Below are 26,102 nucleotides of genomic sequence, written 5' to 3' on the forward strand. Positions count from 1 at the left end.
TCATGATCATGGTGCTCCATCTTGTTGGAGCGCCAAGGATTATGCCGAACTCGATTGGGATTTTCACAAGGAAAGCCGCCACGTTTCAGCACCATGCGGCATAATCCGGATCGCGGCATTATGGCCATTATGCCGATATCGGCATAAGACGCACTGGAGCGGGCACCCCTCGCGGCTCGCGCGCACATTCGGCAAGCGGTTCGGCGACAAGGCCTACGCCTTCGAGGAACTGGTCGCGGAGCAGGTCAGTGCCCGGATCTGCTATGAGCTGGGCCTCCCCGCAGACCTCCATGAAAGCCACGCCAGCTACATCGCCCATTGGCTCGATATCCTGAAATCCGACAAGACCGCGATCATCACGGCTGCCGCCAAGGCCGATCAGGCTTTCAACCTGCTTGCAGCCTATTCGGGCTATGAGAGTGAACCTGCGGAGGAAGCCCATGAAGAGGCGCCAGTTCCGGCTTACGCTTGAGCCAACCGCAGACGACGCGGTGCGGCTTGCGCAGCTGAGCCGCTATGCCAGCGACCTTGCGAGCGGAGGTTCTGCGGACATTGGCGCAGCGCTCGGCGACCATGTTGGGGTGCTGTTCCCCGGGCGGAACCGTCATGCGGTCCTGGAGAGCCTCCTCGGCAAAGGAGAACCCGGTTGGTCACTGGTGTCCGATCCGGGGCAGGGCGGCTCCCTGGTTATCCAGACAACCGAGGCTGGCGCTGCGGTCTCGGCGATTGCGAGAATCCTCGAACAGGTCGCTCCCGGGGCGCTCTTACGGCCGATGATCTATGAGCCACTGTCCCTGAGAAGCTCAGGGAAACATCACCGCAGTCTGCATTGAGGGGAGGGGGAGGAGGCCATTGCACTTGCAATGGAAAGGAAGCCTCATGTCCTGCGACATCGATTATCGTTACCGTCGCGCGCTCGAGCCCGATGGGCTGACGACGTTCGAGACCGCGCTGCGAGCATTGAACGAGGCCGTCGATGATGTGCGCCTCGCAGGCCGGCAGGTCGCCACCTGTCCCGCGGTTCTGCTCCTCACTCGCCACCTTCAGCGCATTGCCGACGGAAGGCCGACAACCTGCGAGGCCGACGACCAGATCTTGCGGGCACAGTGCATCGAGCGCCTCGGCGAGCTCAAGCACCGACCTGCGATCATTGCGCTGGTCAAGCGCGGGATCGACTATCGTCCTGAAGAACTGCGACACTACCGGCGCGAGGGTACGCGCGCGCTGCGCCAGATCGCAGCCGGGATCGGGCTCGATCATTCCGCCTACCGCATCAGCTACTACACCTCGCAGGAGGCCCTCGCCGGTGAGCATGTGCTCGAAGCAGACGGTGTCTACATCCGCATCAGCCCCGAGCGGTTCGGCGAACCGGGTCTCGCCTGGCGGAACCCGTTCTGGAAGCCCCCCGGCGCGGTCATGCGCAAGGCTCCGATCACCGCGCTTGCCGACATTCCGGCACTCACAGCGCGGATCGCCCGCGAACTGCAAATCGCACCTCCGGCTCAGCCGGGGCTCATCTGAAGGACACGCACATGGGCTGGCTCTACATGCACCGCGCAGGGATGGGAGGGCATGAAACGCCCAAAGCCTATCTCGACGATCAGCTGACCTACGAACGGGAGGCCTGCGAAGATGCTCCGTTCCGGGGGTGCCGGGTCCTCAAGAGCGTTTTCACCGGCAGCACCTACTATGCAGCCGTCGAGCGCTACGGTGAAGATCGCGAGAGGCTCTACGTGACGGCGGTGATCTGCCTGGTCCGCTGGAACCCGAAGGCGGCCGATGGCCTGATCTTCGGGTACAAGGACATGGATGAGCAATCCGGCCCCGTCGAGGCGAATTGCCCGCGAAGCATTCTGGAACTGCTCACCTCATCCTCGCACCCTTACGCCCTGGACTGGCGGAACCGGTGTTACGCCATGCTGCGTCTCAAGGAGCGCAAGGTCGCTGACGGCGACATCCTGCGGCTTCCCGAACCGCTGCGCTTTACCGACGGCAGCGAACACCGCGAATTCCGCGTCAGCAAGCGCGGGAACAAGATCGAGCTGCGGACGCCCGACGGGCTCGGGGCCTACCGCATCTCCCGGCTGATGGAGCGGCGCTTCGAGATCATTCGTCCCGCCCGAAGGATCAAGACCTTCTTTCCGATAGCCCAGTAGCGAGGGCCTCTTCCATGACTTCTGCCAGCCTCGATCCGCGCCGCCGCGTCCTTTGCGGGCGGGCCAATGCCGAGCGCGTCGCCATCCGGATGAGCGCGAAAACGGGCAAGAGCCACGCTGTGGTCAGAACCGGCAGCACGCTCCAGCCCTTCTGCGTCATGCCAACGGGAGAAAACCCACTTGGTGCGATCGAACTGCAAGTTGTCGTCCTGTGACGAACTCGGCGCCAGCCCTGTGGCAGCTTGAAAGCCGCACAGAATGACGCTATATCACGTCAAAATTCTTGGAGCATTGCAATGGCGATTCAGAACTATGCGGACAATGGCGCGTTTGCTCCGCGCAAAATCGTCGATGCGCTGCGCACCACCAGCGACGAACTGGCGCGCTCGCTGGGTCTCGGCAAGGACGCGATCCAGCGCAAGGACCGGATCGCCTCCGATCGTACCCAGCGCCGCCTTCGGCAGATGGTCGAAGTGCTCAACAAGGTCGAACCGCGGTTCGGTTCAGCCTTGCTGGCCTATGCCTGGTACCGCTCTGAGCCCCTGCCGGGCTTTTCGGGCCAGACCGCAATGCAGCTTGTGCAGAACAACCGGGCCGATGACGTTCTGACCTATATCGACGCCGTCGACGCCGGCATTCACGCCTAGCCTCATGCACTTCACCGGGCTGCTCTATCGCGCCCACAATCCGGTCTGGTCCCGCGAACCACTGTCGGGGGAAGGGGCAGCCCGGTTTGGCGGACGGTTCAATCGTATGGGACGCCCGGCGCTCTATACGTCACTCGCGCCCGAGACAGCGCTGCGCGAGGCCAATCAGGTCGGCACGTTGCAGCCGACCACCTTGGTTGCCTATCAGGCCGACATCGGGCCCTTGCTGGATGGCCGCGACGCGGCCGCGCTCCAACCGTTCGGCATGGCGCCAGCGGAGCTCGGCGACGCATCCTGGCGGGACCGGATGCTCTCAGGAAAGCCCGTGCCGACGCAGGATCTCGCCGAGGCTGCAATTGCGCAAGGCTATGTCGGCATTGTCGTGCCGAGCTACGCCCGCGGCGCTCCCGTCGACGCTCTCAACCTTGTCCTGTGGCACTGGGAAGGGCGCATCACGCTCGTAGATGACGACGATCGGCTTGGCCTGCGCAATCCCTGATTCTGCCGGTGAGGTCGGCAAGCTGATGCCTGCCTAGTCCTCGATCCGGCCGCCAAGCGACGGATCGAGATACCACGAGGGTCCCTCGACGAAGTCGGCCGAGCGTGCTGGAACGGGTCCGTCGGGCTCACTTGCGACATAAGGATTGACCTGCGGTGCAGGCCGCTCGCCGGAGCGAAGGAGCTTCCCCGACATTTCGCAGCGAGGGCGCAGGACATCGAGCAGCCATTCGAGATCGTCCAGCATCTGGACGATGCCGCGCCCCGCCAGCGTGTAGTAGAGACACCGCTGATAGTCATCGCACTGGCACGAAAGCACCTGCGTCAGCTTGTTCTTGGCACCGGGTGTGCCCTCGAAAACCCCCTGCAGCGCTTCGTAGAGTTCGCGCGCCGAATAATAGGCATCGAACGCTTCTATCCCGATAGAGGCATTGGCGAGCGAGCGCCGCGTAGGCGTCACCAGTGGGTCAAGCGATGCATCGCGCAGCGTCAGATCGAGGTCGAATTGGCCGAGATCGAATACCTTGTTCATAAGACAGAATTCCTCTATGTGACGAACATAGAGTGAACAAAAGGGGCGGTCAAGAGCGTCAGACCATGTGGTTGGTGGCCAAGGACACCACAGGTAGCACCGGGCGCGTCGCCATTGGCGACGGTCTGCGGGCAGCCTTGGTCCGCTGGTACACGGGCCATGGCAACGAGGCCGATCACCGGGCCTGCGTCTCCCTCGTCGTGACAGCGCGCGAGAATCACAAATGGCTCGCCTGCGATTGTCTGGGCGAGGTCACCGCGCCGCCGCTGCTGAGCCCGGCCTACCTGAGCTTTCAGGAAACCTATTACCTGCGGCGGCTGACTTCGAGGCCGATGCATGCGCCGGCGTGTCCATTTTTCCTGCCCCAGGCACCGCCGCGCATCCGCGAGACAGCAAGGGATTCGCTCTACGCGCTCGATGTTCCAGATGGCCTGTTCAACGCGCACCAGAAGGCGCCGGAAAAACTCGCCCAGAAACCGGACCACAGTGAGCCAGACGACCGGTCGCGTGGTGTTGCAATCCCGCGCCTCGGCAAACTGCTGTGGCTGCTGCTCGAGCGGGCGGGTTCCAACGTGCTGCGCGAGCTTCCGCCAGCAGGGCCACGGGAGGGCTCGATCAGCCAGGAGATGCGTTTCCTGCGCCGGGCTGCGCAAGGTCTCGAGATTGCGCCCGGGGTTCCGCTCTCGGCCCATCTCTACACGAACGCCATCGATTACGAAAAGCGGCGGGTTCACGCCCGGCTGCGCGCTGCGACCGAGAGATGGCCTCATGAATTCGCGCCCCAGGCGTTTCTTCTGCTCGAGGCCAATGCGGTCACTTCCACCGAGATCGTCACCGGTCTCGGCACGATCTCGGTCCGAAACCGCATCCAGCACACCGGGATCATCCGCGCCGAAGTTGACCCGCCGTTCCTTGTGCTCGCCGTCGTCGGCGAGCACAGCAGGAAGGAGGGCTATGTCGCGCTGCGCGCCTACGCTCAGCCTGTCTTGAGCGGCAACCAGTTCGTGCCGACAGAGCGAGACCACGACCGAGACGTTCTGCGGGCGCTCCAAGACGCGCAGTATATCCTGCGACGCCGGGACATCCGGATGGCGGTGAAGAAGATCCTCTTCGATCTGCCATTTGCGGACGTCTCCGTAAGGCCGGATTTCCTGATCGCCCTTCTCGACGACAACACCGGGCAGGAGTGCCGCTTTGCGCTGCAAATCCTCCAGTCGTCCGACGAGGATTATCTCGCCCTCAGGGCAATCGAGCGGACTCGTCTTTCGCAGCTTGGACCGGTGGCGGCCCTCGCTCTTGGAGACGTCACGCCCGAGATCGTTGCCCGGACCGCTCTCGGGATCCTGAGCTGAAGAAGAGGGGGAGGGTCTGAGCGAACCTGCAACAGGAGAGTCCGCTCATGCCATGTTTTGCCCCATCACCGCGTCCCTCCACTTCCATCTGGGGCGCCGTCCAGCAGGCCGATCAGCTGGCCCCCGGCATATGGTCAGTTATGACCGCCAGCCACGGCGGTATCATTCTGTCCGATCAGAGACAGGCCGCCATGCCAGCGGAGCTGCAAATCGAAAGCGGGGCTTACGAAGAAGATCGCGATTGGGGGCTTCCGATCCTCGCCTTCACCAGCGAGCTTGAAGGACAGGGCTCCTGCTCTGTGGGCTTCCTGCAGCTTGCCCGCGATACTACCCGATGTTGGCACCCGGACCGCTTCAGCGCCTTCACCGGCGAGGCCATAGAGGAGAATTCCTCTGCGATCCTGCGGACGCGCAAGGCCTATATGGCCGCGATCGGCGAATTCTGCGTGACCAGCGCCTGGGGCGATTGGGCCGAGTGGGTGCCGGAAGGCAAAGTCGGCGTGATTGCCCGGCAAGTCGAGCGCGTCGATCACCTTGGCCGCCCAACCTATGGCGAGGCCGAGGTTTGCGCGCTCATCGCCAAGGACCTCTACGCCGCGCGCGGCGAGGTTACAGCGCTGCGTGATACGGCGCACGACATCATCCCGATTCCTGAAGCCCTGCGACCCAAGCGCGTTGGCTGAAGAGCAGGCCAAGGCAGCCGGGCTCCGGCCAGGCATCAATCCGCTGTTCTGAAGGGAAGGGGGAGGGGAAGGGCGAAACAGTGCGATGAAGGACCCCTTGTCATGCACCCGACAGTTATTCGACCCAGCGTCAGCCCGAAGACGATCACCAAAGTCACGCGCCTCTTCAATGGCACCATCGGCGATATCCTCGGCGAGCTCCTCCAGAACAGTCGCCGCGCGGGCGCTTCCCGGATCGATATCGCCTGCTGCGCGGATCAGGACTCAGCGCGCCTGACCCTTGTCGATGATGGAACCGGAGTCGCCCATCCGCAGACCATGATTGCGCTGGGGGATTCGGGCTGGAGCCAGCACATCCATGAGGCCGAAGACCCGGCAGGCATGGGTGTCTTCAGCCTGGCGGGCAAGGAAACCCGGATCAGCTCGCGTCATACCGATGCCGACATCGGATGGTCGGTCCATGTCCCAGCGGATGGCTGGACCGGTGCGCAGGACATTGCCGTGCAGCCCCTTGCTCGCCCCGTCGGGACGACAATCAGCTTCCTGATGCCCGGCGTGAGCGAGCAGACCACCGAGCGGATTCTGCGCGAGGTCGCGAAGTTCTACCCGCTGCCGGTGTTCTTCAATGGCACGGAAATGCCACGCGAGGACTTTCTCGCCAAAGCAATCTACATCGCCGAGTGGAACGGCAGCCAGATCGGCGTGTTCGAAGGGCGCGAATACCACCAGGACCCCACCGCGAACTTCTATGGGATGGTGCTCACCCGCAAGCTTGCCAGCGTCTCGGAGAGCCTTGGCGGCAAAACATACCATGCCCGGCTCGATATCGGGGCCACCCCGGGCCTTGCCCTTGTGCTCCCAGCGCGCAAGGAATTCGTCGAGAATCCCGCGTTTGCGGCGCTGCAGGCGGCCTGCAGGCGCACGATCTATGCCGCGCTGGCGCACAGAGGCCAGCACCGGCTTTCCTTCGAGAACTGGAAGGAAGCGTGCGATCTTGGGGTTGCCCTGCCGGAGGCCGACCCCTGCCTGCCCCGCTGGCATGCTGCCATTGCGGAGAGCGACAACGTCAATGTCGAGTATGAGGAAATCGCAGCAGGTGGAGACACGATCCTTGTCGCGGATCTTGAGCCCGATATTGCCCAGGGACTGGAGCGCGCGCTGCGCGACCACCCCTTGCGCCCGCACCTCGTCGAGAACCATCCCGCATACGCTGGCTATGGTTGGTATGACGCGCTGCATCAGCTCGGCAACGTGCGCTTCTATGTTGCAGCCGGAGAGCGCGATCACGTCATCGCCGAAAACGGCAGCTTCCCCCCGCTCGATGACCATGTTCGTGCCGAGACGATCGAGCTGAGGTTCTGCGTCTTCCACCGCGCCAGCGAAACGCAGCGCGAGGAACGGATCCCGGCAGATGTAGCCTTCGTCGTCGGCGAGGATGGCTGGTACAGCGGCATCGACCAGATCCGCATTGCCTATGTTCCGGGTCCGGCGCTGACTCCTGAAACGCTGGTCGATCTGATCGAGAACGTCTGTTTCTGCGCGAGCGACGACAGCGAGGCCGACTCCTGGGACACCCAGCACGAGCACTTCTTGCGCGATGCGCGCGAGCTCGCGGCCCGGGTGCTGCTCGGCGAGGACGAGGCCATTGCGGCGCGTATCCGCGACACGCTTGCCGGCATCCTCTGGGTCATTCCCAAGGACCGGCAGGTTGCCATTACCGTCGCTGCCGGGACCGCGATCAATGTTCAGCTTTCCGCTTTTCAGCCTGCGGGCTGAGTCCCGCGAGGCCGTCCGGTTGTCCGCTCGTCATCTCTTGGATCAGGAGGATACCTCCAATGCATGACACATCCGACCTCACTTGCGCGCGGCAGCGTACCGAGCGCATCGCGCTGCTCAATGATGCCGCGCGCCAGGGCCGTGACCGAACGGCCCGCATCGTCATGACCTCCGGGCTGCTTGCAGAACTCGGCGGCAACACCGTGGCGGACAACATGATGGCCCAGGCTCGGTTGATGGCCGCTCTGCGCCATTGCACCTTCGCCCCGGATTCGCCCGAGCGAGACTTTGCAAGCATGGATGTCGATGGCATCAAGGTGCTGATGAAAGTTGATTATTACGACACCGAACCGGCATTCGGGTCAGACGATCCGGCCAATCCAGCGATGACACGGCGCGTCATCACGCTGATGCGGCCAGCGGACTACTGATCAGTTCAGGGGCGGACACGTCACTGCGTCGCGGGGCATAGGCCAGGTAAATGGTGGGGAGGTAACGAGCGCATGAGCAGGCACAAAGTACCGCTTCGTGATGGGATTGCAGCTGCCAGTGCCTATGTCGGATGGGACCGACCGCTTCAGACCTATTTCGCGCAGGTTCTGAGCCTCCCTGACGAAGACGGGGAGGAAATCGACCTCGTATGGGTCGGAACCGCTTTCGGCGAGCTGCCCCGCGCGGTTGACGCAATCCGCGCGCTCGAGCCCTATTGCCATATCGAGGCAAGTCTTGCCGCACAGCTCGAGATCGACAGGATGGCCTGCCTCGCCACGCGCGATGGCCCCAATCAGCTGGAAGCCAAGGCGTTCATGGCGCGCCTCAACCAGATCAAGGACGGGTCCGAGCCCGAAGCTTAGGTCGGTACAGACCGCGCTTGGCTCGGAGCAGGGCTGGTTCAGCTCCAATCCAACTATCGAGACTCCTCAGCCCTCCGGGCTGGACAGGATGACGCGCGCCTGCGGTGGCTGGCGCACGGGCCGGGCCAGGGGCCCGGAGGAGAGGGGGGATGGGAGAAGGTGTTCCGGACAAGGGGTTCGGACGGCATCAGGAGAACTTCGACATGAACATCGGCACCCTCAAGGCCAACGCAGAAGGCGTTCACATCGGCCGCATCACCACCCTCACCTTCAGCGCGACCGTCGCCCTGCGGGCCTTCGAATCCACCAACGAGCGGGCACCCAAGTTCGACCTCATGGCGCTCTCGGCGGACCGCCGCAGCTGGGTCAAGATCGGCGCGCTCTGGGAATACTCGTCGAACGAGACCGGCGAATGCTTCCTCTCGGGCCAGATCGACGATCCCAGCCTCTCGGCGCCGATCCCGGTCGCCATGTTCCAGCAGAACGACGGCAGCTACAACGTCGCCTGGCGGCGTTCGAAGCCCAAGGCCTCGCTCGACGGCTTCGGCAGCGAGAGTGAAGGCGCCTTGCCGCCACTGACTGCCACCGGCGACGAACCGGCCAGCGACCGCAGCGTTGACAGCGCTGCTGCCACCGGCGACGGTCTGGGCGAAAGCACCGCTCCGGCACCCAAGGGCAAGACGCGCGTGAGCGTCGACGCCTGACCGGGACAAGCCCCCCGTGACCGGTGCCGCGACCCGCGCCGGTCACATCGGGAAGGCCCGTCCGCGCATTCGTCGCGGGCGGGCCTTTTCTTTTGCCCGGTGCTTGCAAGCCGAGCCGGCCTGCAGCGGAAGCTCTGCCTGCGAAAGAGAAGGGGGAGGTGCCGTTCAAGCAAAGGAGGCTTGAATGGCACAGACAAGCTGGACTCTCGACCTTGGCGGGGCTCCGTGGAACGAAGACTGCGCGCAGATTGGCCACACCCCGAACTTCGACCTCGTGAATACCGCGGAAGTCACGCTCTTCAGGGCTGCGCTGATCGCAGTCGCCGGGCCTCCGCCCGCCGGGATCACCCTGCGGATCAAGGCTAACGCCCATGATTTCGGGACCTACCGGACGGTCGAGGCAAGCGTCGACGACGAACAGGACGATGGGAGCCAGGCCAGCTATCTCGAGACCCTCGAGACCGGCTTCGCCTTCTGGCATCAGGCCGGGTTTGCACCGCCTGAATTCGGCAAACTGACAGCGAGCAATCAGCTTGCGGGTTTCGTCGTGGATGCCGTCGCAAGCGCGCTGCGGATCACACGGCCGAGCAGCACCGGCGCATTCTTCCCAGCGTCCTCCGGACCGCTTCACCGGAACCTCACCGCAGCCTTTCCGGAGGCGGCGCAGCGCGCCTTTTCCGAAGCGAGCCTGCCATGCTGACCGACAGCGAGCGCTTCGCCTTCAGCGTCTGGCGGATCCATGCGTTCGCCTCGACGGGCAATGCCTACGACGCCGTGCAGACCGACGAGAGCATCGCAGCCGGTGACACCCTGCTTGTTCTCGATGAACGGGTTGTCGGTGTCGCGATGACTTGGCCTTTTGCCATCACGGCACAGCCGGGCAAGCTTCACGCGGTCTGTGCGCCTGGCGCTGGCGAAACCCTTGGGCACATTGAAAGGGCGCTCGATGTTCCAGACGGGTCAATCGCTCGAGCCTGCCGCCTCGCAAGGACACTGGGCATTGCGATTGATGCGGGCCTCGTCCCGTGGCTGTCTGAGCCGCTGGCGAGAGATGGGGACGACTAGCGCGGCGAGTGGCGCCACAGAAATCTTGCTATTTTGGCAATAATTGCTATTTTAAGGCCAAGAGGAGATACCACCATGCCAGCGGCGGCGAATGAGCACCCCAGGGTTCCCCTAACCCGGTTTCACAACAACACCGGCGAGTTCCTCGATCTGGCAACCAAGCAGCCGGTCGTCCTGACCAGCCATGGCCGCGAGCGGCATGTAATCGCAGATAGCGAGTATTTCCGCCATCTTGAACAGGCGGCACGCGGTGTGATCGCCGGCCACATGAATATCGAAGCTGTCGCTTCGTCCGACATGACCGGAGCCGACCGCAAGGCTTTTGCCAATGCACGGCCTTCGGCCAGTGAACTTGCCAATGACCGCTGGGAAGACTGACCGACCCGCCGCAGGCCATATCCTCCGTTACGTCTATCTCTTCGAGGAAGAGCAGAGACGAGGCCGCGACGAAGGCGTCAAGGAACGCTTCGTCGTCGTTGTGGGTGTGGACGGCTCGCGCTATCTGGTCGCCGCGATCACGACCAAGGGCGAGGGGCGCAAGAACGCCATCCCCATCCCCGATGAGATCGCACGCACAGCCGGGCTCGTTCCGGGTAGCGCGATTGTCGTTTCGGAATTCAACCGGTTCACCTGGCCCGGGTTCGACATCAGACCCCTGATGAAGCAGCCCGGGTACATTGCCGGACGACTCCCACCGCGGTTCACAGCAAAGATCATCGATGCCATCGGAGCCTGGGGCGCCGCTGCCGTCGATCGCGATTGATTTCCGGAACGCCGAGGCAGCCTGCTCCTTGGAGCCTTGTCTGATCGTGCATCAACGTCAGGCCAGTCACGCCGGCGTTGTGGATTGGCGCCGGAGGTGGCCGAGGTCGGGTATTCCGGATCAGTGCCGCAGAGGGACCTCTCGCTCACCGGGATCGGCAAGGGCGGGCGAATTATCCCGTGATCATCATCGTCAATAACAAGCCGGTACGCGGCGAAGTTGATGTCCAGGCGTGCGATAAGCTCCTGTGCCAACAGCACGTCCGCCGACCAGTGCCCATGCCTCTTTGGTCGAGCTTAGGGCCAACCTGCAGAAATGCGAGCCGTGTTGCCCGGCAAGCCGGGCTGCCCGCACCACCTCGATTTCCGAGGTTCCCCGCGCGCGGAAGCGCGCGGTGTCCCAGCTCTCCCGCCGAGGCTCGACAAGGGCACCGGCGGACGAGCCGTCGGTACCAAGGAGGCTCTTGCAATGAACATCGTCAACCTCGTCGGCCGTCTCGCCAAGGATCCCGTTGCCCGCGACCGCAGCGACACCCGCATCACCGAACTGATCCTCGTGACTGAACGTCCGGTGATCCGCGACGGCAAGGTCCAGAAGGATCCGGAAACCGGCTACCCGGTCAAGGATGCCGAATTCCACAAGATCACCGTCTTCAACGGCCTCGGTCTCCCGCTGCGCCAGCACAAGGCCAAGGGTGACCAGCTCGCCGTGACGGGCCGCATCCACTACTCGCGCTGGCAGGACGCCGAAGGCAACGACCGCTATGGCTGCGAGATCATCGCCGAGAACGTCGAGTTTATCTGACCGGCAGGGCGGCGCGCAGGCGTCGCCCGAGCCCTTTCAGGGGGGCGACAGCTGGACACCGGTGGCGTCCAGCTTCGTCCCGCGGTGACCGCAGTTGCAGCGCAAGTGCCGCGCGACGATTTCCAGCTTCATCGGGATGGATTTGGCAAAGCATTGATCTCGTAGTTTGGCTGCCGGAACGATCACAACGCGGTAGCAGCCGAGACATTCTACCTGCGCGTTGAGGCCATGGCGAACCAGATCGGCCACGGTATCCAGACGTTTGCTGCTCATGGTTGGTTAGAACAATATAAGAACATTGGGAGTCAAGGAAGACAGGGGGCGGGCAGGAAAAATACGAGCAGGTGCTTGCCGTCCCCCTGGCCTTCGGCCGGGATCGCGCTCTACTCCGCCAACCGCCCTTGGCGCCGGGACTTCGTCCGGCAGCCAACGACGGTCCGGCTCCACCGAGTCCCTTTCAGGGTCTCGGCCCAGACGGGTGACGATCGCTGACGGGTTGGGTCGCGGCGCGCTTGTCGGCGGCAAATGCCGCCGTCTCGGCACGCGCGGACCCAACCCTGTCTGGCGGCGGCGCTCTCAGGCTTTTCGTCCTACGCCCGATCGCGTGATTTTCAAGGCAGTGTCGATTCTTCCGGTTAGCTTCCGCAGAGGAGCGCATTGCGGATAGGCGCCTTCGAGGAGCCCCTTCAGCTCGATCAGGAGGCTTTCCACACCGCTACGCGAATTGGCACGGCTGAACAGCGGATCGTCTGGAGACATGTCGCCATAATAGAGGTCGATGGGGTCATCCAGGGCGTTGAGTTGTTGATGCGGCACGTCGGCGTAGAGCCAATCGACGAGTACGCGCATGAGCTTGTCGACGCGCCAGTTCACCGCTCCGGGCTTGCTGTTCGATTGCAAGATCGCACGCAGCAAACGTCCTGCTAGCTGATGCTGAACCAGCGTCATGCTGCCATTCGGCTTGCGATCGTATCCGATCATGTCGCGGTGATAGGGGCGCGTTTGCCGGGAGGGACGCGCAACGATGGTGCCCTTTGCCTTTGCACGGCGCTTGTCCTGCGGCGTTGCCGCTTGCGGCGAGATAAAGACGTCGTGATTGGGCATCGATGACCCGGCCCAGTGCTCTGGTGTTTCTGGAGCGGGCAGTGCGTTGATGGTCCTCACCAAGGCATGGAAATCGAAGTCCTCAGTACGCTTGGAAGCGACGAAGAGGGTGCAGCGATACGGAAAGTACAGACCAGGCCAGTCTGCAGCGACGAGATCCCAATCATTTCGCTTTGCCCACGCTGCCCGTTCATCGCTCACCATCGGCCCCGAATAGGGCTCATCGATGAGTATGAACTGTCCGCTGGTCGGCAGCTTCCAATAGCTGGAATGGTCGTTGCCGGGCAATTCCTCATCGAGATCAGCCATGGCGCGGCTAGCTTCGAGGTAGTCGCAAGGACGTAGACCGGTCATTTCCATGAACCGCAGAGCTCGCGCTGCCTTGCACAAGCTGTCGCGAACATACTCGCGTGTTGGCCCGACCATGTCTTTCACGAGATGGTCGGATGCAGCCACGCGCATGGATGCGAGACCGCCGACAAGCTTGAGCTCGGCTTTCGAAACCAGTTCCAAGAGCGGCCGCGATAGGTTGACGGGCAGAGATTCCCGACCCCGCTCGAACGTCTCCTGGTCTTCCCAGTAACCGGTCAGGAATACTTGGAACGACTTGTCGCACATCCTAATGCGCGCGTGCTCGTAGTTCTCAAAACCTGCGCTTTGCGCGGCTGAGTTGAGGGCCTGTCGGTAGGGAATGCCATCTCGCTTTTTGCGCTGGTTCGCGAGGCGTTTGATATTGGCCAGACTGGACGGCCGCACGTTAGCAATCGACATGATTGTTCTCCGCGGCTTGAAATGTAGCGTCGCCCGTCAACCACCAGCACTCAAGCCCGAACAACATGTTGCAAGGGATCGTGAGATATCGCGGCAGTGCTGATCAACAGCTTGGCTTGGAGACGGGCGTCATGCTCCTGCCGGGAGCGCGCTATCTTTTAGACGAACAGGCGAATCGTGACAACAGTCGCTGGGCCGACTTCAAGTTGAAAAGTCCGGCGAAACTGCATCCCTCTCGGGATCATCTCATACGAAGCGCGCAGCCGGTTAGCGCAATCAAGCAGCGCTGGCTGCTCAGGCCGATCGGCTTTGCCACTGCATCCGCGCACAATGGAATGGCGGTGTTCCCGCTGTAACCCCTGCGCAGGGCCGAAGGGGCGGCCCGGCGTGGCGCCGAGGCGCCTGACCGGTCCTGCCTTCGTCTCTTGCTCGGGGGCGGGAACGTCTCTTCCACACACGGGAACACCTGCCGAAACATATCGGTCTCCGGCGCTCGTCAAGGATCGCGGTTCCCCCAATTTTCCACACACGTGCCTGCTGCGCTGCGCTTGCGGCAAGTGCGCAGAAAATCGGCACCCCCACGCCCGCCATGGCGGCGGCGAGCATGGCTCGCCGTCCCTGACTGCACGCCTCCGAACCGATGGGTTGTCGGCCGTTCCCGATGTGGGGACGATTTCAACAATCGGAGGCTACCCATGCAGAAATTCAACAGCTTCGCTGATCTCGCCAATGCGCGCATCGAACTCGCCGACAGCCGTGACGGTATCGTCGAATCCTACGACGGTGCCTTTGTCGAGCACAGCGATCTTGCCAAGCTGAGCATCATCGATGAACCGATCGCAGCTGAAATGCCCGATCCCGACATGGCGCGCCGCGCCGTGGAGATGGCTATCGGAACGATCTTCGATGTCCTCAAAGACACGCGCATGGAGGAGTTCGCGCAGCAACTTGCCTGGGGGATGGTCAACTCGTTTCACATGACCGCCCGTCTGGCCGAGGGGCGCGAAGATGATGCCGCCAAGAAGCTGGGTGAGCTCGCTCGTCACTTTGATCCTTCGGAGATCTACGCCGTGGAACTCGAGGAGACACAAGCGCTCTGCCAGACCCTGCAAGGATGCCGAGAAGCCCTCGAGGCAATGCGGGACCATGCTGCCGACGTCTACCGGGTCGAAACAGGCCGGGTATTCACAGCCACGCGCGGGTCGCAGGTCAGCAAGAATGGTGTGACCGCCTCGCAGGTCCAGGCACAGGATTACCTTGCCGCTCGGGCGAGAGATCGGCGGGCACAGTTCCAGCCCGATGGTCCGCTAGTGATCGTCTCTGGCGGCCAGCAGGACTGGCATGACTTCGAGATGATCTGGGAGATCCTCGATGACATCAAGGCCCGCATCCCAACGATGGTTCTGGGGACGACCGGAATGCGCAAGGGTGTCGATGCCATGGCAAATGCCTGGGCACAGCGGAACGGAGTGCAAACCATCCTCTTCATGCCCGATCGTCGCCACGGCAACCGTGCCCCGTTCTTGCGCAATGAGGACATCGTGAAGCTGGGGCCGGTCGAGGCGATTATCGGTGAAGGTTCCGGCATCCAGTCCAACTTGGCACAGCGCCTCCGCCAGGCGGGAGTGCCGCTTCACATCCGGCGCATCAGTGATCAGCGCAAGCCAGGCTCACGCAGCCTCGCATGAGCGCTTTATGGAAGGCTCCGGCTCTGACCGGGGCCTTCCATTCTTCTTTCGTGCGAGCACGGGCTCAGGGGGCATCGAACCCCCCTTGCCCGTCATGGAGGAAGCCCGCTGGTGCCTGATGCTAAGCGCTGATTGGAACATGCAAAGGGGCGGCCCGAGATCGGTGGGAATGGCCCCGCTCAGTATCCGGTCCTCACCCCTAAAGAGGAGGGGGAAAGCAAGATGGCGAGCAGCAGCAGGAGGCAAAGATGCTCGTCACTTTCAGGGTCAAGGACAAGACAACTCGGCTCCATTCTGAACCTGCGGAAATCTCCGCGCTCGAGCTCGCAAGTTTGATGCGGCGGCTGCACGCGGGCCATGCCGACATCGAAACCGAGAGCCACGAATTCTCGGCTGCACCGCTCAACTTCGAAGTCAACGCGAACTCTCTTTCCCTCGCAAGCTTTGCCGCCTGCTTTGACTGGCGAGCCGAGGTAATTGCGATTGTCGAGGAGGCGCAGTTTCTTGGGCGAACGCTGCGTGTCCACTGCCCCGGCGGACCCTCCCCGATCACCATCATGGTCTCCGAGTATATCGCCCTTGCGCGCGACATCCTGCTGCCATCAGAACTTGCCGCCAAGGTCGTGCGGGCACTGGGGCAGGGCGATGGTTCAGAGGGGGAAATCCCGCTGGATGCGCTACGTGCCCTGCTTAGCGATCAGCATACCGCTGAGGCCTTTCGAATTGCCCAGATCGAGACCGTCTTCGAAAGCCTGTCGGTCCTTGCATACACCGATTGCGGCGAACAGTTTCCAACAATGGAATGGGCGTCCTGAGCGCGTTCTCAGGTGAAGCACTGCTCATCCGCTGAATGGCAATCTTGCTCCCGTCTCTGAATACACAGCGCTAACCAGTTTCAGGTCGATCGACGAACAGCCTCCCGTTCGTTCGGCAAGGGGAAAGGGTGCCCGGCCTCAAGCCGTGGTGCCCTTTTCTCATGCCATGGGACTAGCGCTCTGCGCGAGGGTGGCAACGCTCCCAAGGCGCGGTGTAAATCCGACTTCAGCCTCATGCCAATGGCCCGTCCACCACCATCGCCATGAGCACTCCGGACATGCCCGGGTCAACCACAAACAGGCCGACCGGGATGTCCGCAAGCGGACTTCCGCACCACTCGACCAGTTTGCGGTCAAGCCTCCGCTTCGCTCCGGTGACCCGAGCACATCCGGAGCGCTGCTTCATGGCATGGCGGACGAGCCGCCAATGACAGGAGGCAACGATGTGCTACACCGCAGAAGCCTATGAAGCTGACACCGCCACGATCCGTCAGATCGATACCGACATCATCGCACTCGATGAGAAGATCATGCAGGCAGAACGGCGCTCCTATCACACCTTCTTCGATGTGCACGTGGTCCGGGTCGGAGACGGCTCATATCTGCTGATCGAGGAAGGGGACTATGGTGAGCTTCCGCTGCATCTGATCGACGACATCGTCTACACCGCAGCCGGGAAGATGGACGACGAATACTGAGCCTCACGGGTGCGGCAATCCGCACCCAAACGCCCCTGTTCTTACGCCCGTCTCACGCCAGCTTTGCCAGAGCATCAACCGCTGCTTTGGGCTTCACTTTCACGGCGAGCTCGAGGAGCTGGATTGCACGATCCTGCCCCACCTTTCGCACCAGCCTGGCCAGCTGCTTTTCCGCCTCTTCCTGTTCGAGTTCCGCGAGCTTCTTCTTCCGCTCTGCCAGCTCCTTTTCAGCGGCTTCCAAAGCAGCGCGCTCGCGTTCAACCTTTGACACCATAAGGCCTATTCCTCGCGTCTCGTTTGACTGGCAGATGATAGTCATCTGTGGGGTCAAATCGAGACGTTTTTTTGTCTGATGCTTCTGCGCCCTCGTGGACAATCGTGATGACACCCCGCAACTGAGGCTTCGAGACGGGCACTGCCGATCGTCGTCGATGCAGTGCAGTCTCCGCTATCGGGTGACGCTGGCCTTTGGCCTGGCTTCCTTCCGGAATGCCACCTCCGACATGCGACTCCCCCCAAACCTTTGATCTCAGCACATAGCCGCCAAGTCCCTCAGAAAGCACACCGAACACGGTTTGACCGTAAGGCGTTTCGGAACGACTCTCGTGTAATTGCAGGAGTTTAGGCGGAAATTAGCAACCCTGGGGAGCGGTGAAACATGTTTCGGGCACCGACGGGCAAAGTCTAAAGGTCGTGAAATCAGACATATAGCGCCGCAATATGTTTCGGATCGCAAAGCGCTTTTCATGGCGTTTCGGCTACGGTATAAGAACTGCTGCGGTATCCAAGCCATGCATAACCTTGTGAGGTTTGCATGGGTAAAGTCTTCAAAGGCATCGGCATCGGTCTGTCCGAGGAGGTGCTGCGTGAGCTGGATGCATTTGCCACCAGCAAGGGTGTTTCGCGGGCTGAAGCGATCCGGGCTTCGATTGCCGTTGGCCTCCCCCTCCTCAACCTTGGCATCGCGCTCAATGCCGAACGCGCTCTGACGATCCTCGAGCATACTCAGCTCGCGCTGTCGCTTCTGGTTGAACGGCAATACCCCGAGGACGTCAACGAGCTCATCGATATGGCTCTGCGCAACGTGCGTGAATACCATGCGTGAGGACATCCGTTTCAGCAAGAAAGCCGTCACGCTAACTCACGACTCCGCGCGCGGAAAAGTGAAGCGAAATGCCGGCAATTTCACTCGCGGTTCGCAGCTGTTTCACCATCAGATTCTGATGACCTGGGCAGGGGTGCGTATCCCTCTTTACACATGGGCCGGGACAACGCTCTGTCTGCTGTCCCTGCTCGTTGCGATCACCTTCAAGGACCATGAGGTGAACCTTGTTCTGATGCGGGTCCTTGCGGAGTTCTGGAACTGGGTCGGACTGAACCCCATGAAGTCCGTCAACCTGACCCTCCCGTCGGGCGATATGGTGCAGGGCCGGATGCATATGGTGCCCTTTCATCCCGCCGTGATGGCGGCATGGGGAAAGGCCATTCAGGTGACCGTCTCAGCCATGCTGGGATCGGTCTTCATTTGCGTGCCGCTGACGATCTGGTTCTTTGACTACTCGCGACGCCGCGGGTCAGAGATTCTCACCGAGCGCCATGAGCGCGGTGCGGTCAAGGTCGAGCGTGATGTGCTCATTGCGGCGATCAAGCAGTACAACTGGAACGAGCACCAGAAGGAATGCCTTGCCCGGGTTCCGGCAGAGGATCCCGATGCAGTTCTTAAGGAGAGCCTCAAGAGCCGCACTCGCCGCGGACTTCACCAACCCTACAGGCTGGCTGGTGTCCCGTTCCCTTGGCGCCTCGAGCAGAGCCACGCGATGTTCATCGGCACCACTGGCGCAGGCAAGACAACCGAGCTCAAGAAAATCGTCACACAGGCGCGGGCGCGGGGCCACCGCTGTGTCATCTTCGACCTCACCGGGACCTTCGTCGAGAGCTTCTACGACGAGACCACAGACTTCATTCTCAATCCGATGGATCAGCGTTGCCAGCCATGGTCGATCTTCAACGATTGCGAAAACTATGCCGAGTTCATGAGTGCGGCCAGCGCGCTGGTGCCAAGCGGACGCAATGCGGACGATGATTTCTGGCAGAAATCGGCTCGCACAATCTTTGTCGAGATGTGCATGAAGATGATCAAGCTCGGCATCCGCTCGAACGGCGGGCTTGCCTACTTCCTGATGCACGCCGACCTCAAGACAATCAGCCGCTATCTCGAAGGAACGATCGCGGCGCCGTTGATGTCGCCATCAGCCGCAAAGATGGCTGAAGCCATCCGGGCAACCTTCAATGCGAACGCCAACGTGTTCCGCTTCCTGCCCGAGCCACCGAAGGGCAGACCCGGCTTCTCCATCAACAAGTGGATGACCGAGGATGTGAAGGAAGGATCGATCCTTTTCATCACCTCGACCCACCCAGACCTTGTGCTCAATCGGCCGCTGCTGACCTTGTGGATGGACATTGCCGTCAACGCCCTGTTTCGTATGGGTCGGACCCGCAATCTGCGCACGTGGTTTCTCATTGACGAAGTCCATGCGCTCCATCGTCTGCCCGCCATCGAGAATGGGCTTCAGACCGCCAGAGGGGTCGGCGGCGCCTTTATTCTGGGAATGCATTCCTTCGGTGCCTTGCAGGACACTTACGGGGAGAATGGCGCGACGCATCTCACGTCTCTCGCTGGCACCAAGCTGATCCTTAAACTGGCCGATCCGGCCACTGCCCAGCGCTGCTCGGAATTTATTGGCCGGCGCGAGGTCAGGCAGATGGATGAGGCCTATTCCTACGGGTACAACAGCAACCGGGACGCTTCGACGATCACCCCGCGCACCCAGGTGGCCGAACTCGTCTTCCCGGACGACATTTCCAACCTTCCGTCGATGCACGGCTTTGTGAAGTTCCCGGACGGATTTCCGGCAGCCCGGATCGAGCTCAGTTGGAAAGACTACAAGGCGCGCGCGCCCGGCTTCGTGCGTGTCACGGATATGCGCGCGGCAGACTATGTTCCAACGCCCGAGGAAGCCGCAGAGATGCTGATGAGGGCAGGTGAGGAGAGCGGTCCGGACAGGCAGCCGCAGCGGTCTGAAAAGCCCGTCGATGCGGAGCGCACCGATGCCGAGCAGGAAGCGGAAAGGCTGCGCGAGGAGATCGAGCGATCGGTCGAACGAACCGTCGAAGAGGCTGAACGAGTTTTGCGCGAACAGCGCAAGGAGGAAGAGAGCGCTGGGCCACCGACGCGCGATCACGACCCCCACAGCGCCTTCAAGTTCAGCAAGTCTGGCGAGAAGGACAGACGCGAGAAGCAGCAATTCGCTTTGAAGGATGTCGAGGAGCGTTCCGCTCGGGCGCAGAATCGCACCGATCAGCAGCGCGACAAGGATGCGCGGGACGCGGGCCAGGAGAGCGAGGTCCAGCGTGAAAACATTCATGGCTTCGGCGCCGAGGACAAGCGCCGCGCAGAGCCTTCGATTGATGACGATCAGGAGCCGGAACGATGACGGTTCACGCCACTTTCCGGAAGCCGGCACCGGCATTCTGCGTTGCCTTCGGCCTGCGACTTCGCACGCTGCGAACGGCGCTTTCCAAGACGCAGGGCGAGTTCGCCTCGGACCTTGGAATCGCGGTGAAGACGGTCAAGAATTATGAAGGCGGTCACAGGGATCCGCCAGCCACTCTCGTCGCGCTTGTCTGCATCAAATTCACTGTCGATCCAGCCTGGCTTCTGCTGGGCGATGCCGCTCGTCCGATGTTCCAGTCAACGCCTCGGGAAGGGGCCTGACATGCTCTCGGTCGCATCAGTGGGATCGGCAGGAGGCGCAGCCAACTATTTCGCCAAGGATGACTACTATGTTGGCGATGGCCCGGCTGAGCTCAGCGAGTGGGGCGGGAAGGGTGCCGAGGCTCTCGGGCTCAAGGGGCAGGTCTCGAAGGACGACTTCGAGAAGCTGCTCGACGGCAAGCTTCCCGACGGGAGCATCGTCAATACCAATGCCAACCGCCGCGCCGGGATCGACCTGACTTTCTCGATGCCGAAGTCGGCTAGTCTGATGATCCAGTTGGGGGGCGACAAGCGCGTTCTGGAGGCGCAAGCCAGTGCGGTCAAATCTGTCATGGCCTATCTGGAAAAGCACTTCGCAGAAGCGCGGGACTATTCCCGGAATGGCAATGGCGAACCGGTCAGGACCGGCAACCTCGTCTACGCGCTCTTCCAGCACGATACGAGCCGCAAACTCGACCCGCAGAACCACACCCATGCCGTGATAGCCGCGATGACGCAGGACAAGGCGGGCAAGTGGAAGGCGCTCTGGAACGGCGAAATCTGGAAGAACAATTCGGTCCTAGGCTCAATCTATAACGCGGCCCTGCGCAGCAACCTCGAGAAGCTGGGATACCAGACAGAGATTACCGGCAAGCACGGCCAGTTCGAGATCAAGGGTGTGCCGCGCGATGTCATCGATGCCTTCAGCCAGAGGCGTCAGGACATTCTGGCAACTGCGGAGAGGTTGGGTCGCAGTCCGACCGAAACCGAAGCGATGCGCGAGATCACCAAGCGGACCCGCGATCCCAAGCTCAATCCCGACGACAAGCAGGCGCTCAAGGCAGAATGGGCGCGGCGCGCGGAAGGTCTTGGTTTCGACGCCAAGGCCCTTGCCGAACAGGCTATGTCGCGCTCGCAGCTGTCGGCCGAAGCCAAGCTTGGCACCGCCGAGCGCGTGCGCGAGGCGATCAACGACATTCGCGCGAATGCCCGAATCTATACGCGTCCGGCTGACGAACTCACGACTAATGGCCTGGCGCGGACCCTGCTGACCCCAACACAGCTGCGCACTGAGATGGCAACCGCTTCGGCCATCCGCATGATTGGCGAGCGGGAAACCTCGTGGACGCGAGCCGAGCTCGTGAAAAGCGCGCTCGACCTTGGTCTCAAGGGCGTGACCGCCGAAGGTGTCGAAGCCCGAATGCAGCAGCTCGTTGAGAGTGGCCAGGTGCTCGCAGGCAAAAGCACCCGGATCGATGGCGTACCTGATCGGTATACCACGCCCGAACACCGGATGATCGAGCGCTCGACACTCGACAACGTGGCGCGAGGGAAGGGGGCCAGTCTAGGCATGATTGCGATGGGCGAGGCCCCGGCACGCCTGCGAGAGGCTGCCGGCGACAAGCCACTCAAAGCCGAGCAGATCGCCGCGGGCACCTTGGCGCTCGGGAGTGACGACCGCACGGTGGTGATCCAGGGGGTCGCGGGCGCCGGCAAGACGACTCTCATTTCCGCCATCGCCAGCGTCTCCCATCAGGAGGGCAGGGAGGTGATCGGCCTTGCCTTTGCCAACAAGATGGTAAGCGACCTCCGGAACGATACCCAGCTTCGCGGCCGCGGCGGCGAAGTGCTGCAAGCGGGGATCGCAGCGCAGACGGTCTCATCCTTCATCAATCAGCACTTGCGCGGCGCACTCCATGGGTCAGGGCCGCAGTTCGAGGCATCGCGCAACGCGGTCGCAGGCAAGGTTCTCATCCTTGATGAAGCCTCGCTCGTTGCCAACAAGCCGATGAATGACCTTCTCACCATCGCCAACCGGCTTGGCGCCGAGAAAGTCATCATGGTGGGCGACAAGGCGCAGCTGCTCTCGATCGAGGCGGGCAAAGCGTTTGCGCTCATCCAGGCCAACAATCCGGCCATGGCCCGGCTCGATACCAGCCTGCGCCAGCGGACCCCCCACATGCAGGAAGCCGCTGGCCTTGCGAGGGCTGGCCAGTTCAGGGAGAGCTTTGCCTCGCTTGGCGAGCGCGTGATCGAGGCGGGGCATGATCATCTTCGGGTCACGGCGCAAACCTGGCTGGCGCTGTCGCCGGAAGATCGGGCGCGCACCGCGATATACTCTGCAGGGCGCGATGCACGCGGCGCGCTCAACCGGATGGTGCAGGAGGGGCTGAAAGCCGAAGGCGCGCTGAAGGGCGAGGGCATGCAGCTGACGACACTGCTACCGGCCCACGCGACACGCGAAGAGCTGCGCTATGCGAGCACCTACGACAAGGGCCAGGTTCTCGAGGTCATGCGTGCCAACGCTCCGGGGGGGCTGGCGTGCGGGCGCTATGACGTTGAAGGCACCGATGGTCGGGGGAGGGTGGTGCTACGCGATGCACAGGGCAAGCTGAAGCGCTTCGACCCTTCCAGCATCGACCCGGCTGACAAGCGCGATGCCCTGCGACTTTCAGAGAAGCACCGGGAGACGATCTACGAAGGTGACAAGGTCCGCTGGAACGAAAAGGACACCGCTCGCGGCCTGATGAAGTCCGAAGAGGCCCGGATTCTGATGATCAAGGACGGGGTCGTGATGGTCGAGAACCGCCAAGGCGACACCATCGAGCTCAAGCAGAACGACCGGATGCTCGAGCGCATGGGTCTCGCCTATGCGCTGAACATGCATCAGGCGCAGGGCGATACCCGCGACATGGCGATCGGCGAGATGCACTCGGCCGCTCGCAACCTTTCCAACCAGCGCCTTGCACTTGTGATGATGACCCGCGTGCGTGACGACATCACGATCGTCACCAACGACAAGGACCGTCTGCTCAGTCAGATCGAGCGCAACCCCGGCGACAAGACCAGCGCGCTTGAGACCCTTGGCGAGAAGCAGGTCGATGAGGGCAAGGGGAAGCGCACGTCCGCTGAATTCAGCCCGAAGATCCCCGAACACCTGCGCGCCGGTGGCGACAGCCTCGCGCCGCTTCCCAATGTGGCAAGGGACAGCCTGCGGTCAGTACCTCAGATCGACCTGCCCGAACGCAGCATCGAACGCAGCCGATAGGAGAAGAGTCATGCTACGACGAGATCCAGCGATGTCCGGTGCGGAATCAGGTTCTGCAAGTGAGCCAATTTCTCTCGTTTCGCATCCGGTAACGGAAGGGTTCACCAAGGCAACAGGGGTTGGTGCTCCCGGCGTCGCTGAGCCGGTTGGGGTCCAGCCTGGCCCTTTCCCCGGACCGGAATGGGTTGCGCTCGGTTTGGCCATCCTGGCCTCAGTGGTTGCCGGATCGCTTTCGGCTGCGTGCGCAACAGTCTTCCGGAAAACAGCGCAGCTGCACCCTTCACGGGTCAGTGCTCGCCAATCAGCCACTACCCGATCGACCAAGCCCCAGAGGCAATCGGCATGATCCTGCGCATCCAATCTTCCAGACTGTCAATCACCACATCAAGGAGAGCATGAAATGGCATTCGATTACGAAGATGCCGGAACCTTCGGCAGCGAGCGCGAGGCGAAAGACTGGGCGCTGCGCAACAAGATTGATCTGCGCGATCTCCACATCCGCAATGCCGGCGGTCAGCGGGTCGAGGTGGGTATTCGCAAGAGCGCCTACGACCAGCGCGAAGACTATGACAACCGGTACGGGCAGAGGCGGGACGGCTTCTGGCGGTGAAAGTTTGGCGTGATGTGACCGACTGACGCCTGATGAGCCATTGGATCAATCGCGGAAGAGATATGATCACCCAATAGATCAAGAAGCCAATCTTTTGGCTCATTGCGTGATCCATCTGCAGGCTGACTCGGGGGCGGTAACCCTGCTTTCCGCAAAAATGAGGCATAGATGATTGTTGTTATGGCGTCGGAATGGCTCATTATTGAGGCAGGAGGACGTTATGAGCACCATCAACCCGGATAAATTGATCTTCCTGCGTAAGGAAGCTGGACTGACCGCCGAAGCATTGGCCGATGCGGCCCACGTCGGCCGCGCTACCATCACCCGAATTGAAAACGGGAAAGCAGGCGCCACCCGAACCGAGACGGCCAAAAGACTGGCAAGCACTCTGAAGTGCCAGCCTGTAGACCTTTTCACACCTCCCGAGCGTGATCAGGCGCGCAGCCTGCTCAATGATCGTGCGCCCCTCGACCTCAGCATCTCGAGCGCAGCGCAGAATGCCCTGGAGCTTGTCGCCATGCGCTACAATGAGACCCGCGAAACGATCCTCGAACTGGCGCCGCTGCTGTTCGACCTTGTCGCGCGCGAGAGCCTCCTCGAACGCAGCAATCGGCTCGCGGAACTCAGCGCCCGGCGTGACGCCGTTGGTGAAATGAGCCACCATTTCTCGCACTTGGGCGGCAGGTTTTTGCACGACTGCGAGGCGGAAGAAGTAGAGACCCAGGAGGAGATCTCGATCCGCAAGCGGGATCTTCGCGCCTCCTATGTCCTCGAGAGTACCATGATCGAGGATGCCTTCGTGCCGCAGGATTTTGACGAGGAATGCGACAACCCCTTCGTGGACCATCTGAAGCGGCGCATGGAGAAGGTGCGGCAGGATGGCGACGACGCACCTTCGCTCGACGTGTGGCCAGTATGGCGCAGCCCGAGTTACGACGTTGGAAATGGGGAGGCATTGGTCCTCGCGCAGGGCGATATAGAACTGGCGAGGTCGATCTTGACAGGTGCTGTCCAACTAGCTCGGCTACCGAAAAACCTGCGCGGTGCAGATGCCGCGGAGGCAAGATTGGGCTGGATGCGTGAGCAAAAAGCTCTGCACGATGAGAAGATTGCAGAGCTCCTCGGTGATCTCCTTATCGATGCAACCGAATAAGGAGGGGCGCCATGAACAGGAATCCATTTGGCGCGGGCTCTCTCACCGGTCGCGGCGCGGCTCAGTCGACCCGGCACGGCCAGCTACGACAGACTGAGCGCTGTGTCCCGCAGTTCATCATCGATGCGCTGATCGACTTTGGCGAGGAGCGGTTTCTCGGAGGCGAATGCAGATCATACAGCTTCACCAAAGCAACCTGGAAAAAATACGCCTGCTATATGGGACCAGCAATCGCAGGCCTTGAGCGCTACCGGAGCGTCTACCTCGTCGTGGCAGGGGACAATTCGATGATCACAGTGGCCTGGCGGCATTGATTCCTTTGAAATGACCGACACGTGCGATTTAAGTGTGCTCGTGAGGTCTCGGTGCAGCTCAGCACTACACATAGAAGTCGAAGAGCATGATGAGACGCCCTTGAACGTTATGCCTAAGGCCAAGTTTGGCTTAAAATGAAAAGGGCCGTAATTCCAAAAATAGAGACTTCGATTTGATAATTTACATTATGTTAATAGCGATACCGCAACTGTCCATGTAAACTGTGTCCAGTGTGATGGGGAAAGGCTTGCAGTCACGGCGGTCTTTCAACAGTATCAGCGACCGTGTCCACTTCGTTCGCCACGACGCCC

Annotated in this window: 33 protein-coding genes; 28 read left to right on the forward strand and 5 right to left on the reverse strand. The window is 61.8% G+C overall.

The genetic code is table 11. From position 1 onward, the window contains the following. The 6 genes from ACE3SN_RS09035 to ACE3SN_RS09060 form a co-directional block, all read left to right on the forward strand. A partial coding sequence (locus ACE3SN_RS09035) for a zincin-like metallopeptidase domain-containing protein (protein ID WP_374529401.1) occupies positions 1-472 on the forward strand: 472 nt, incomplete at its 5' end. Between the two features lie 407 nt (positions 473-879). Continuing rightward, complete coding sequence (locus ACE3SN_RS09040; RefSeq protein WP_022675521.1) at positions 880-1,521, forward strand: hypothetical protein; 642 nt, start codon at positions 880-882, stop codon at positions 1,519-1,521. Positions 1,522-1,532: 11 nt separating this feature from the next. Beyond that, positions 1,533-2,156 (forward strand): hypothetical protein, encoded by a 624-nt coding sequence (locus ACE3SN_RS09045; protein ID WP_022675520.1) that lies wholly within the window; start codon positions 1,533-1,535, stop codon positions 2,154-2,156. Positions 2,157-2,170: 14 nt separating this feature from the next. Then, positions 2,171-2,371: a hypothetical protein gene (locus tag ACE3SN_RS09050; protein WP_022675519.1), complete on the forward strand. Its 201-nt coding sequence runs from the start codon at positions 2,171-2,173 to the stop codon at positions 2,369-2,371. An 81-nt stretch (positions 2,372-2,452) separates the two neighbouring features. Further along, on the forward strand, positions 2,453-2,803 hold the full coding sequence (locus ACE3SN_RS09055; protein ID WP_022675518.1) for an antitoxin Xre/MbcA/ParS toxin-binding domain-containing protein: 351 nt from the start codon (positions 2,453-2,455) through the stop codon (positions 2,801-2,803). A gap of 4 nt (positions 2,804-2,807) precedes the next feature. Further along, on the forward strand, positions 2,808-3,302 hold the full coding sequence (locus ACE3SN_RS09060) for an RES family NAD+ phosphorylase (protein ID WP_022675517.1): 495 nt from the start codon (positions 2,808-2,810) through the stop codon (positions 3,300-3,302). A gap of 33 nt (positions 3,303-3,335) precedes the next feature. On the opposite strand, the gene ACE3SN_RS09065 is transcribed toward ACE3SN_RS09060, so the two are convergent. After that, the gene (locus ACE3SN_RS09065) at positions 3,336-3,833 is read right to left on the reverse strand and encodes a hypothetical protein (protein WP_022675516.1); all 498 of its coding nucleotides are present in this window, start codon (positions 3,831-3,833) and stop codon (positions 3,336-3,338) included. Positions 3,834-3,898: 65 nt separating this feature from the next. Between ACE3SN_RS09065 and ACE3SN_RS09070 the strand changes: the two genes are divergently transcribed. From ACE3SN_RS09070 to ACE3SN_RS09120, 11 genes are all read left to right on the forward strand, one after another. Then, on the forward strand, positions 3,899-5,185 hold the full coding sequence (locus tag ACE3SN_RS09070) for a hypothetical protein (RefSeq protein WP_028657653.1): 1,287 nt from the start codon (positions 3,899-3,901) through the stop codon (positions 5,183-5,185). 47 nt (positions 5,186-5,232) lie between these two features. Then, entirely contained in the window at positions 5,233-5,868 is a 636-nt protein-coding gene (locus ACE3SN_RS09075) for a hypothetical protein (RefSeq protein ID WP_371256221.1), read from the forward strand. Between the two features lie 102 nt (positions 5,869-5,970). Then, on the forward strand, positions 5,971-7,644 hold the full coding sequence (locus ACE3SN_RS09080; RefSeq protein ID WP_022675513.1) for a hypothetical protein: 1,674 nt from the start codon (positions 5,971-5,973) through the stop codon (positions 7,642-7,644). Between the two features lie 59 nt (positions 7,645-7,703). Then, positions 7,704-8,075, forward strand: a complete 372-nt coding sequence (locus ACE3SN_RS09085) for a DUF3768 domain-containing protein (protein ID WP_022675512.1) — start codon at positions 7,704-7,706, stop codon at positions 8,073-8,075. A gap of 72 nt (positions 8,076-8,147) precedes the next feature. After that, positions 8,148-8,498, forward strand: a complete 351-nt coding sequence (locus tag ACE3SN_RS09090; protein WP_022675511.1) for a hypothetical protein — start codon at positions 8,148-8,150, stop codon at positions 8,496-8,498. Between the two features lie 149 nt (positions 8,499-8,647). Further along, positions 8,648-9,202: a DUF736 domain-containing protein gene (locus ACE3SN_RS09095; protein WP_202804674.1), complete on the forward strand. Its 555-nt coding sequence runs from the start codon at positions 8,648-8,650 to the stop codon at positions 9,200-9,202. A gap of 184 nt (positions 9,203-9,386) precedes the next feature. After that, positions 9,387-9,902, forward strand: coding sequence for a hypothetical protein (locus tag ACE3SN_RS09100; protein WP_022675509.1), 516 nt, complete (start codon positions 9,387-9,389; stop codon positions 9,900-9,902). After that, the gene (locus tag ACE3SN_RS09105; protein WP_022675508.1) at positions 9,896-10,267 is read left to right on the forward strand and encodes a hypothetical protein; all 372 of its coding nucleotides are present in this window, start codon (positions 9,896-9,898) and stop codon (positions 10,265-10,267) included. The genes ACE3SN_RS09100 and ACE3SN_RS09105 overlap by 7 nt, the downstream gene beginning before the upstream one ends. A 75-nt stretch (positions 10,268-10,342) precedes the next feature. Next, complete coding sequence (locus ACE3SN_RS09110) at positions 10,343-10,645, forward strand: hypothetical protein (RefSeq protein ID WP_022675507.1); 303 nt, start codon at positions 10,343-10,345, stop codon at positions 10,643-10,645. After that, on the forward strand, positions 10,626-11,030 hold the full coding sequence (locus tag ACE3SN_RS09115; protein WP_022675506.1) for a hypothetical protein: 405 nt from the start codon (positions 10,626-10,628) through the stop codon (positions 11,028-11,030). The genes ACE3SN_RS09110 and ACE3SN_RS09115 overlap by 20 nt, the downstream gene beginning before the upstream one ends. Positions 11,031-11,498: 468 nt before the next feature. Continuing rightward, a complete protein-coding gene (locus ACE3SN_RS09120; RefSeq protein ID WP_022675505.1) occupies positions 11,499-11,834 on the forward strand; it encodes a single-stranded DNA-binding protein in 336 nt (111 codons plus the stop codon). Between the two features lie 36 nt (positions 11,835-11,870). Here the strand turns inward: ACE3SN_RS09120 and ACE3SN_RS09125 are convergent, their stop codons facing one another. After that, positions 11,871-12,107 (reverse strand): hypothetical protein, encoded by a 237-nt coding sequence (locus ACE3SN_RS09125; RefSeq protein WP_022675504.1) that lies wholly within the window; start codon positions 12,105-12,107, stop codon positions 11,871-11,873. A 303-nt stretch (positions 12,108-12,410) separates the two neighbouring features. After that, positions 12,411-13,709, reverse strand: coding sequence for a DUF5623 domain-containing protein (locus tag ACE3SN_RS09130; RefSeq protein WP_022675503.1), 1,299 nt, complete (start codon positions 13,707-13,709; stop codon positions 12,411-12,413). 65 nt (positions 13,710-13,774) lie between these two features. On the opposite strand from ACE3SN_RS09130, the gene ACE3SN_RS09135 reads away from it, so the two are divergent. The 3 genes from ACE3SN_RS09135 to ACE3SN_RS09145 all read left to right on the forward strand — a co-directional run bounded on the left by ACE3SN_RS09135 (position 13,775) and on the right by ACE3SN_RS09145 (position 16,212). Continuing rightward, positions 13,775-14,065: a hypothetical protein gene (locus ACE3SN_RS09135; protein ID WP_022675502.1), complete on the forward strand. Its 291-nt coding sequence runs from the start codon at positions 13,775-13,777 to the stop codon at positions 14,063-14,065. 339 nt (positions 14,066-14,404) lie between these two features. Beyond that, positions 14,405-15,397, forward strand: coding sequence for a DUF2493 domain-containing protein (locus tag ACE3SN_RS09140; protein WP_022675501.1), 993 nt, complete (start codon positions 14,405-14,407; stop codon positions 15,395-15,397). A gap of 248 nt (positions 15,398-15,645) precedes the next feature. Beyond that, the gene (locus ACE3SN_RS09145; protein WP_022675500.1) at positions 15,646-16,212 is read left to right on the forward strand and encodes a hypothetical protein; all 567 of its coding nucleotides are present in this window, start codon (positions 15,646-15,648) and stop codon (positions 16,210-16,212) included. 232 nt (positions 16,213-16,444) lie between these two features. Here the strand turns inward: ACE3SN_RS09145 and ACE3SN_RS09150 are convergent, their stop codons facing one another. Beyond that, positions 16,445-16,618, reverse strand: a complete 174-nt coding sequence (locus tag ACE3SN_RS09150) for a hypothetical protein (RefSeq protein ID WP_022675499.1) — start codon at positions 16,616-16,618, stop codon at positions 16,445-16,447. A gap of 37 nt (positions 16,619-16,655) precedes the next feature. On the opposite strand from ACE3SN_RS09150, the gene ACE3SN_RS09155 reads away from it, so the two are divergent. Continuing rightward, on the forward strand, positions 16,656-16,910 hold the full coding sequence (locus tag ACE3SN_RS09155; protein ID WP_022675498.1) for a hypothetical protein: 255 nt from the start codon (positions 16,656-16,658) through the stop codon (positions 16,908-16,910). A 52-nt stretch (positions 16,911-16,962) separates the two neighbouring features. Here the strand turns inward: ACE3SN_RS09155 and ACE3SN_RS09160 are convergent, their stop codons facing one another. Continuing rightward, positions 16,963-17,229, reverse strand: coding sequence for a hypothetical protein (locus ACE3SN_RS09160; RefSeq protein ID WP_022675497.1), 267 nt, complete (start codon positions 17,227-17,229; stop codon positions 16,963-16,965). A gap of 495 nt (positions 17,230-17,724) precedes the next feature. Here ACE3SN_RS09160 and ACE3SN_RS09165 point away from each other — a divergent pair, with 495 nt between their 5' ends. The 7 genes from ACE3SN_RS09165 to ACE3SN_RS09195 all read left to right on the forward strand — a co-directional run bounded on the left by ACE3SN_RS09165 (position 17,725) and on the right by ACE3SN_RS09195 (position 25,790). Continuing rightward, positions 17,725-18,015 carry a hypothetical protein gene (locus ACE3SN_RS09165; RefSeq protein ID WP_022675496.1) on the forward strand — a complete coding sequence of 97 codons (291 nt, stop codon included), beginning with the start codon at positions 17,725-17,727 and terminating at the stop codon, positions 18,013-18,015. Beyond that, complete coding sequence (locus tag ACE3SN_RS09170; RefSeq protein ID WP_022675495.1) at positions 18,008-20,404, forward strand: type IV secretion system DNA-binding domain-containing protein; 2,397 nt, start codon at positions 18,008-18,010, stop codon at positions 20,402-20,404. The genes ACE3SN_RS09165 and ACE3SN_RS09170 overlap by 8 nt, the downstream gene beginning before the upstream one ends. Further along, the gene (locus ACE3SN_RS09175; RefSeq protein ID WP_022675494.1) at positions 20,401-20,685 is read left to right on the forward strand and encodes a helix-turn-helix domain-containing protein; all 285 of its coding nucleotides are present in this window, start codon (positions 20,401-20,403) and stop codon (positions 20,683-20,685) included. The genes ACE3SN_RS09170 and ACE3SN_RS09175 overlap by 4 nt, the downstream gene beginning before the upstream one ends. 1 nt (position 20,686) lies before the next feature. After that, positions 20,687-23,713, forward strand: a complete 3,027-nt coding sequence (gene mobF / locus ACE3SN_RS09180; RefSeq protein WP_022675493.1) for a MobF family relaxase — start codon at positions 20,687-20,689, stop codon at positions 23,711-23,713. A 400-nt stretch (positions 23,714-24,113) separates the two neighbouring features. After that, a complete protein-coding gene (locus ACE3SN_RS09185) occupies positions 24,114-24,323 on the forward strand; it encodes a hypothetical protein (protein WP_022675492.1) in 210 nt (69 codons plus the stop codon). A gap of 220 nt (positions 24,324-24,543) precedes the next feature. Then, entirely contained in the window at positions 24,544-25,476 is a 933-nt protein-coding gene (locus ACE3SN_RS09190; protein ID WP_148291650.1) for a helix-turn-helix transcriptional regulator, read from the forward strand. 11 nt (positions 25,477-25,487) lie between these two features. Further along, positions 25,488-25,790: a hypothetical protein gene (locus ACE3SN_RS09195; protein WP_022675490.1), complete on the forward strand. Its 303-nt coding sequence runs from the start codon at positions 25,488-25,490 to the stop codon at positions 25,788-25,790. The last annotated feature ends 312 nt before the right edge of the window (positions 25,791-26,102 follow it).

Origin of the sequence: Novosphingobium sp., from assembly GCF_041915465.1 — a bacterium.
GTDB lineage: Bacteria > Pseudomonadota > Alphaproteobacteria > Sphingomonadales > Sphingomonadaceae > Novosphingobium.

Coding starts and splice junctions, on each gene's coding strand:
- mobF (WP_022675493.1), top strand. CDS start 20,687: ATGCTCTCGGTCGCATCAGTGGGATCGGCAGGAGGCGCAGCCAACTAT.
- ACE3SN_RS09065 (WP_022675516.1), bottom strand. CDS start 3,833: ATGAACAAGGTATTCGATCTCGGCCAATTCGACCTCGATCTGACGCTG.
- ACE3SN_RS09185 (WP_022675492.1), top strand. CDS start 24,114: ATGGCATTCGATTACGAAGATGCCGGAACCTTCGGCAGCGAGCGCGAG.
- ACE3SN_RS09175 (WP_022675494.1), top strand. CDS start 20,401: ATGACGGTTCACGCCACTTTCCGGAAGCCGGCACCGGCATTCTGCGTT.
- ACE3SN_RS09070 (WP_028657653.1), top strand. CDS start 3,899: ATGTGGTTGGTGGCCAAGGACACCACAGGTAGCACCGGGCGCGTCGCC.
- ACE3SN_RS09125 (WP_022675504.1), bottom strand. CDS start 12,107: ATGAGCAGCAAACGTCTGGATACCGTGGCCGATCTGGTTCGCCATGGC.
- ACE3SN_RS09135 (WP_022675502.1), top strand. CDS start 13,775: ATGTTGCAAGGGATCGTGAGATATCGCGGCAGTGCTGATCAACAGCTT.
- ACE3SN_RS09120 (WP_022675505.1), top strand. CDS start 11,499: ATGAACATCGTCAACCTCGTCGGCCGTCTCGCCAAGGATCCCGTTGCC.
- ACE3SN_RS09195 (WP_022675490.1), top strand. CDS start 25,488: ATGAACAGGAATCCATTTGGCGCGGGCTCTCTCACCGGTCGCGGCGCG.
- ACE3SN_RS09145 (WP_022675500.1), top strand. CDS start 15,646: ATGCTCGTCACTTTCAGGGTCAAGGACAAGACAACTCGGCTCCATTCT.
- ACE3SN_RS09130 (WP_022675503.1), bottom strand. CDS start 13,709: ATGTCGATTGCTAACGTGCGGCCGTCCAGTCTGGCCAATATCAAACGC.
- ACE3SN_RS09110 (WP_022675507.1), top strand. CDS start 10,343: ATGCCAGCGGCGGCGAATGAGCACCCCAGGGTTCCCCTAACCCGGTTT.
- ACE3SN_RS09105 (WP_022675508.1), top strand. CDS start 9,896: ATGCTGACCGACAGCGAGCGCTTCGCCTTCAGCGTCTGGCGGATCCAT.
- ACE3SN_RS09045 (WP_022675520.1), top strand. CDS start 1,533: ATGGGCTGGCTCTACATGCACCGCGCAGGGATGGGAGGGCATGAAACG.
- ACE3SN_RS09085 (WP_022675512.1), top strand. CDS start 7,704: ATGCATGACACATCCGACCTCACTTGCGCGCGGCAGCGTACCGAGCGC.
- ACE3SN_RS09100 (WP_022675509.1), top strand. CDS start 9,387: ATGGCACAGACAAGCTGGACTCTCGACCTTGGCGGGGCTCCGTGGAAC.
- ACE3SN_RS09115 (WP_022675506.1), top strand. CDS start 10,626: ATGACCGCTGGGAAGACTGACCGACCCGCCGCAGGCCATATCCTCCGT.
- ACE3SN_RS09095 (WP_202804674.1), top strand. CDS start 8,648: ATGGGAGAAGGTGTTCCGGACAAGGGGTTCGGACGGCATCAGGAGAAC.
- ACE3SN_RS09075 (WP_371256221.1), top strand. CDS start 5,233: ATGCCATGTTTTGCCCCATCACCGCGTCCCTCCACTTCCATCTGGGGC.
- ACE3SN_RS09060 (WP_022675517.1), top strand. CDS start 2,808: ATGCACTTCACCGGGCTGCTCTATCGCGCCCACAATCCGGTCTGGTCC.
- ACE3SN_RS09160 (WP_022675497.1), bottom strand. CDS start 17,229: ATGACTATCATCTGCCAGTCAAACGAGACGCGAGGAATAGGCCTTATG.
- ACE3SN_RS09055 (WP_022675518.1), top strand. CDS start 2,453: ATGGCGATTCAGAACTATGCGGACAATGGCGCGTTTGCTCCGCGCAAA.
- ACE3SN_RS09170 (WP_022675495.1), top strand. CDS start 18,008: ATGCGTGAGGACATCCGTTTCAGCAAGAAAGCCGTCACGCTAACTCAC.
- ACE3SN_RS09165 (WP_022675496.1), top strand. CDS start 17,725: ATGGGTAAAGTCTTCAAAGGCATCGGCATCGGTCTGTCCGAGGAGGTG.
- ACE3SN_RS09150 (WP_022675499.1), bottom strand. CDS start 16,618: ATGAAGCAGCGCTCCGGATGTGCTCGGGTCACCGGAGCGAAGCGGAGG.
- ACE3SN_RS09040 (WP_022675521.1), top strand. CDS start 880: ATGTCCTGCGACATCGATTATCGTTACCGTCGCGCGCTCGAGCCCGAT.
- ACE3SN_RS09090 (WP_022675511.1), top strand. CDS start 8,148: ATGAGCAGGCACAAAGTACCGCTTCGTGATGGGATTGCAGCTGCCAGT.
- ACE3SN_RS09050 (WP_022675519.1), top strand. CDS start 2,171: ATGACTTCTGCCAGCCTCGATCCGCGCCGCCGCGTCCTTTGCGGGCGG.
- ACE3SN_RS09140 (WP_022675501.1), top strand. CDS start 14,405: ATGCAGAAATTCAACAGCTTCGCTGATCTCGCCAATGCGCGCATCGAA.
- ACE3SN_RS09155 (WP_022675498.1), top strand. CDS start 16,656: ATGTGCTACACCGCAGAAGCCTATGAAGCTGACACCGCCACGATCCGT.
- ACE3SN_RS09080 (WP_022675513.1), top strand. CDS start 5,971: ATGCACCCGACAGTTATTCGACCCAGCGTCAGCCCGAAGACGATCACC.
- ACE3SN_RS09190 (WP_148291650.1), top strand. CDS start 24,544: ATGAGCACCATCAACCCGGATAAATTGATCTTCCTGCGTAAGGAAGCT.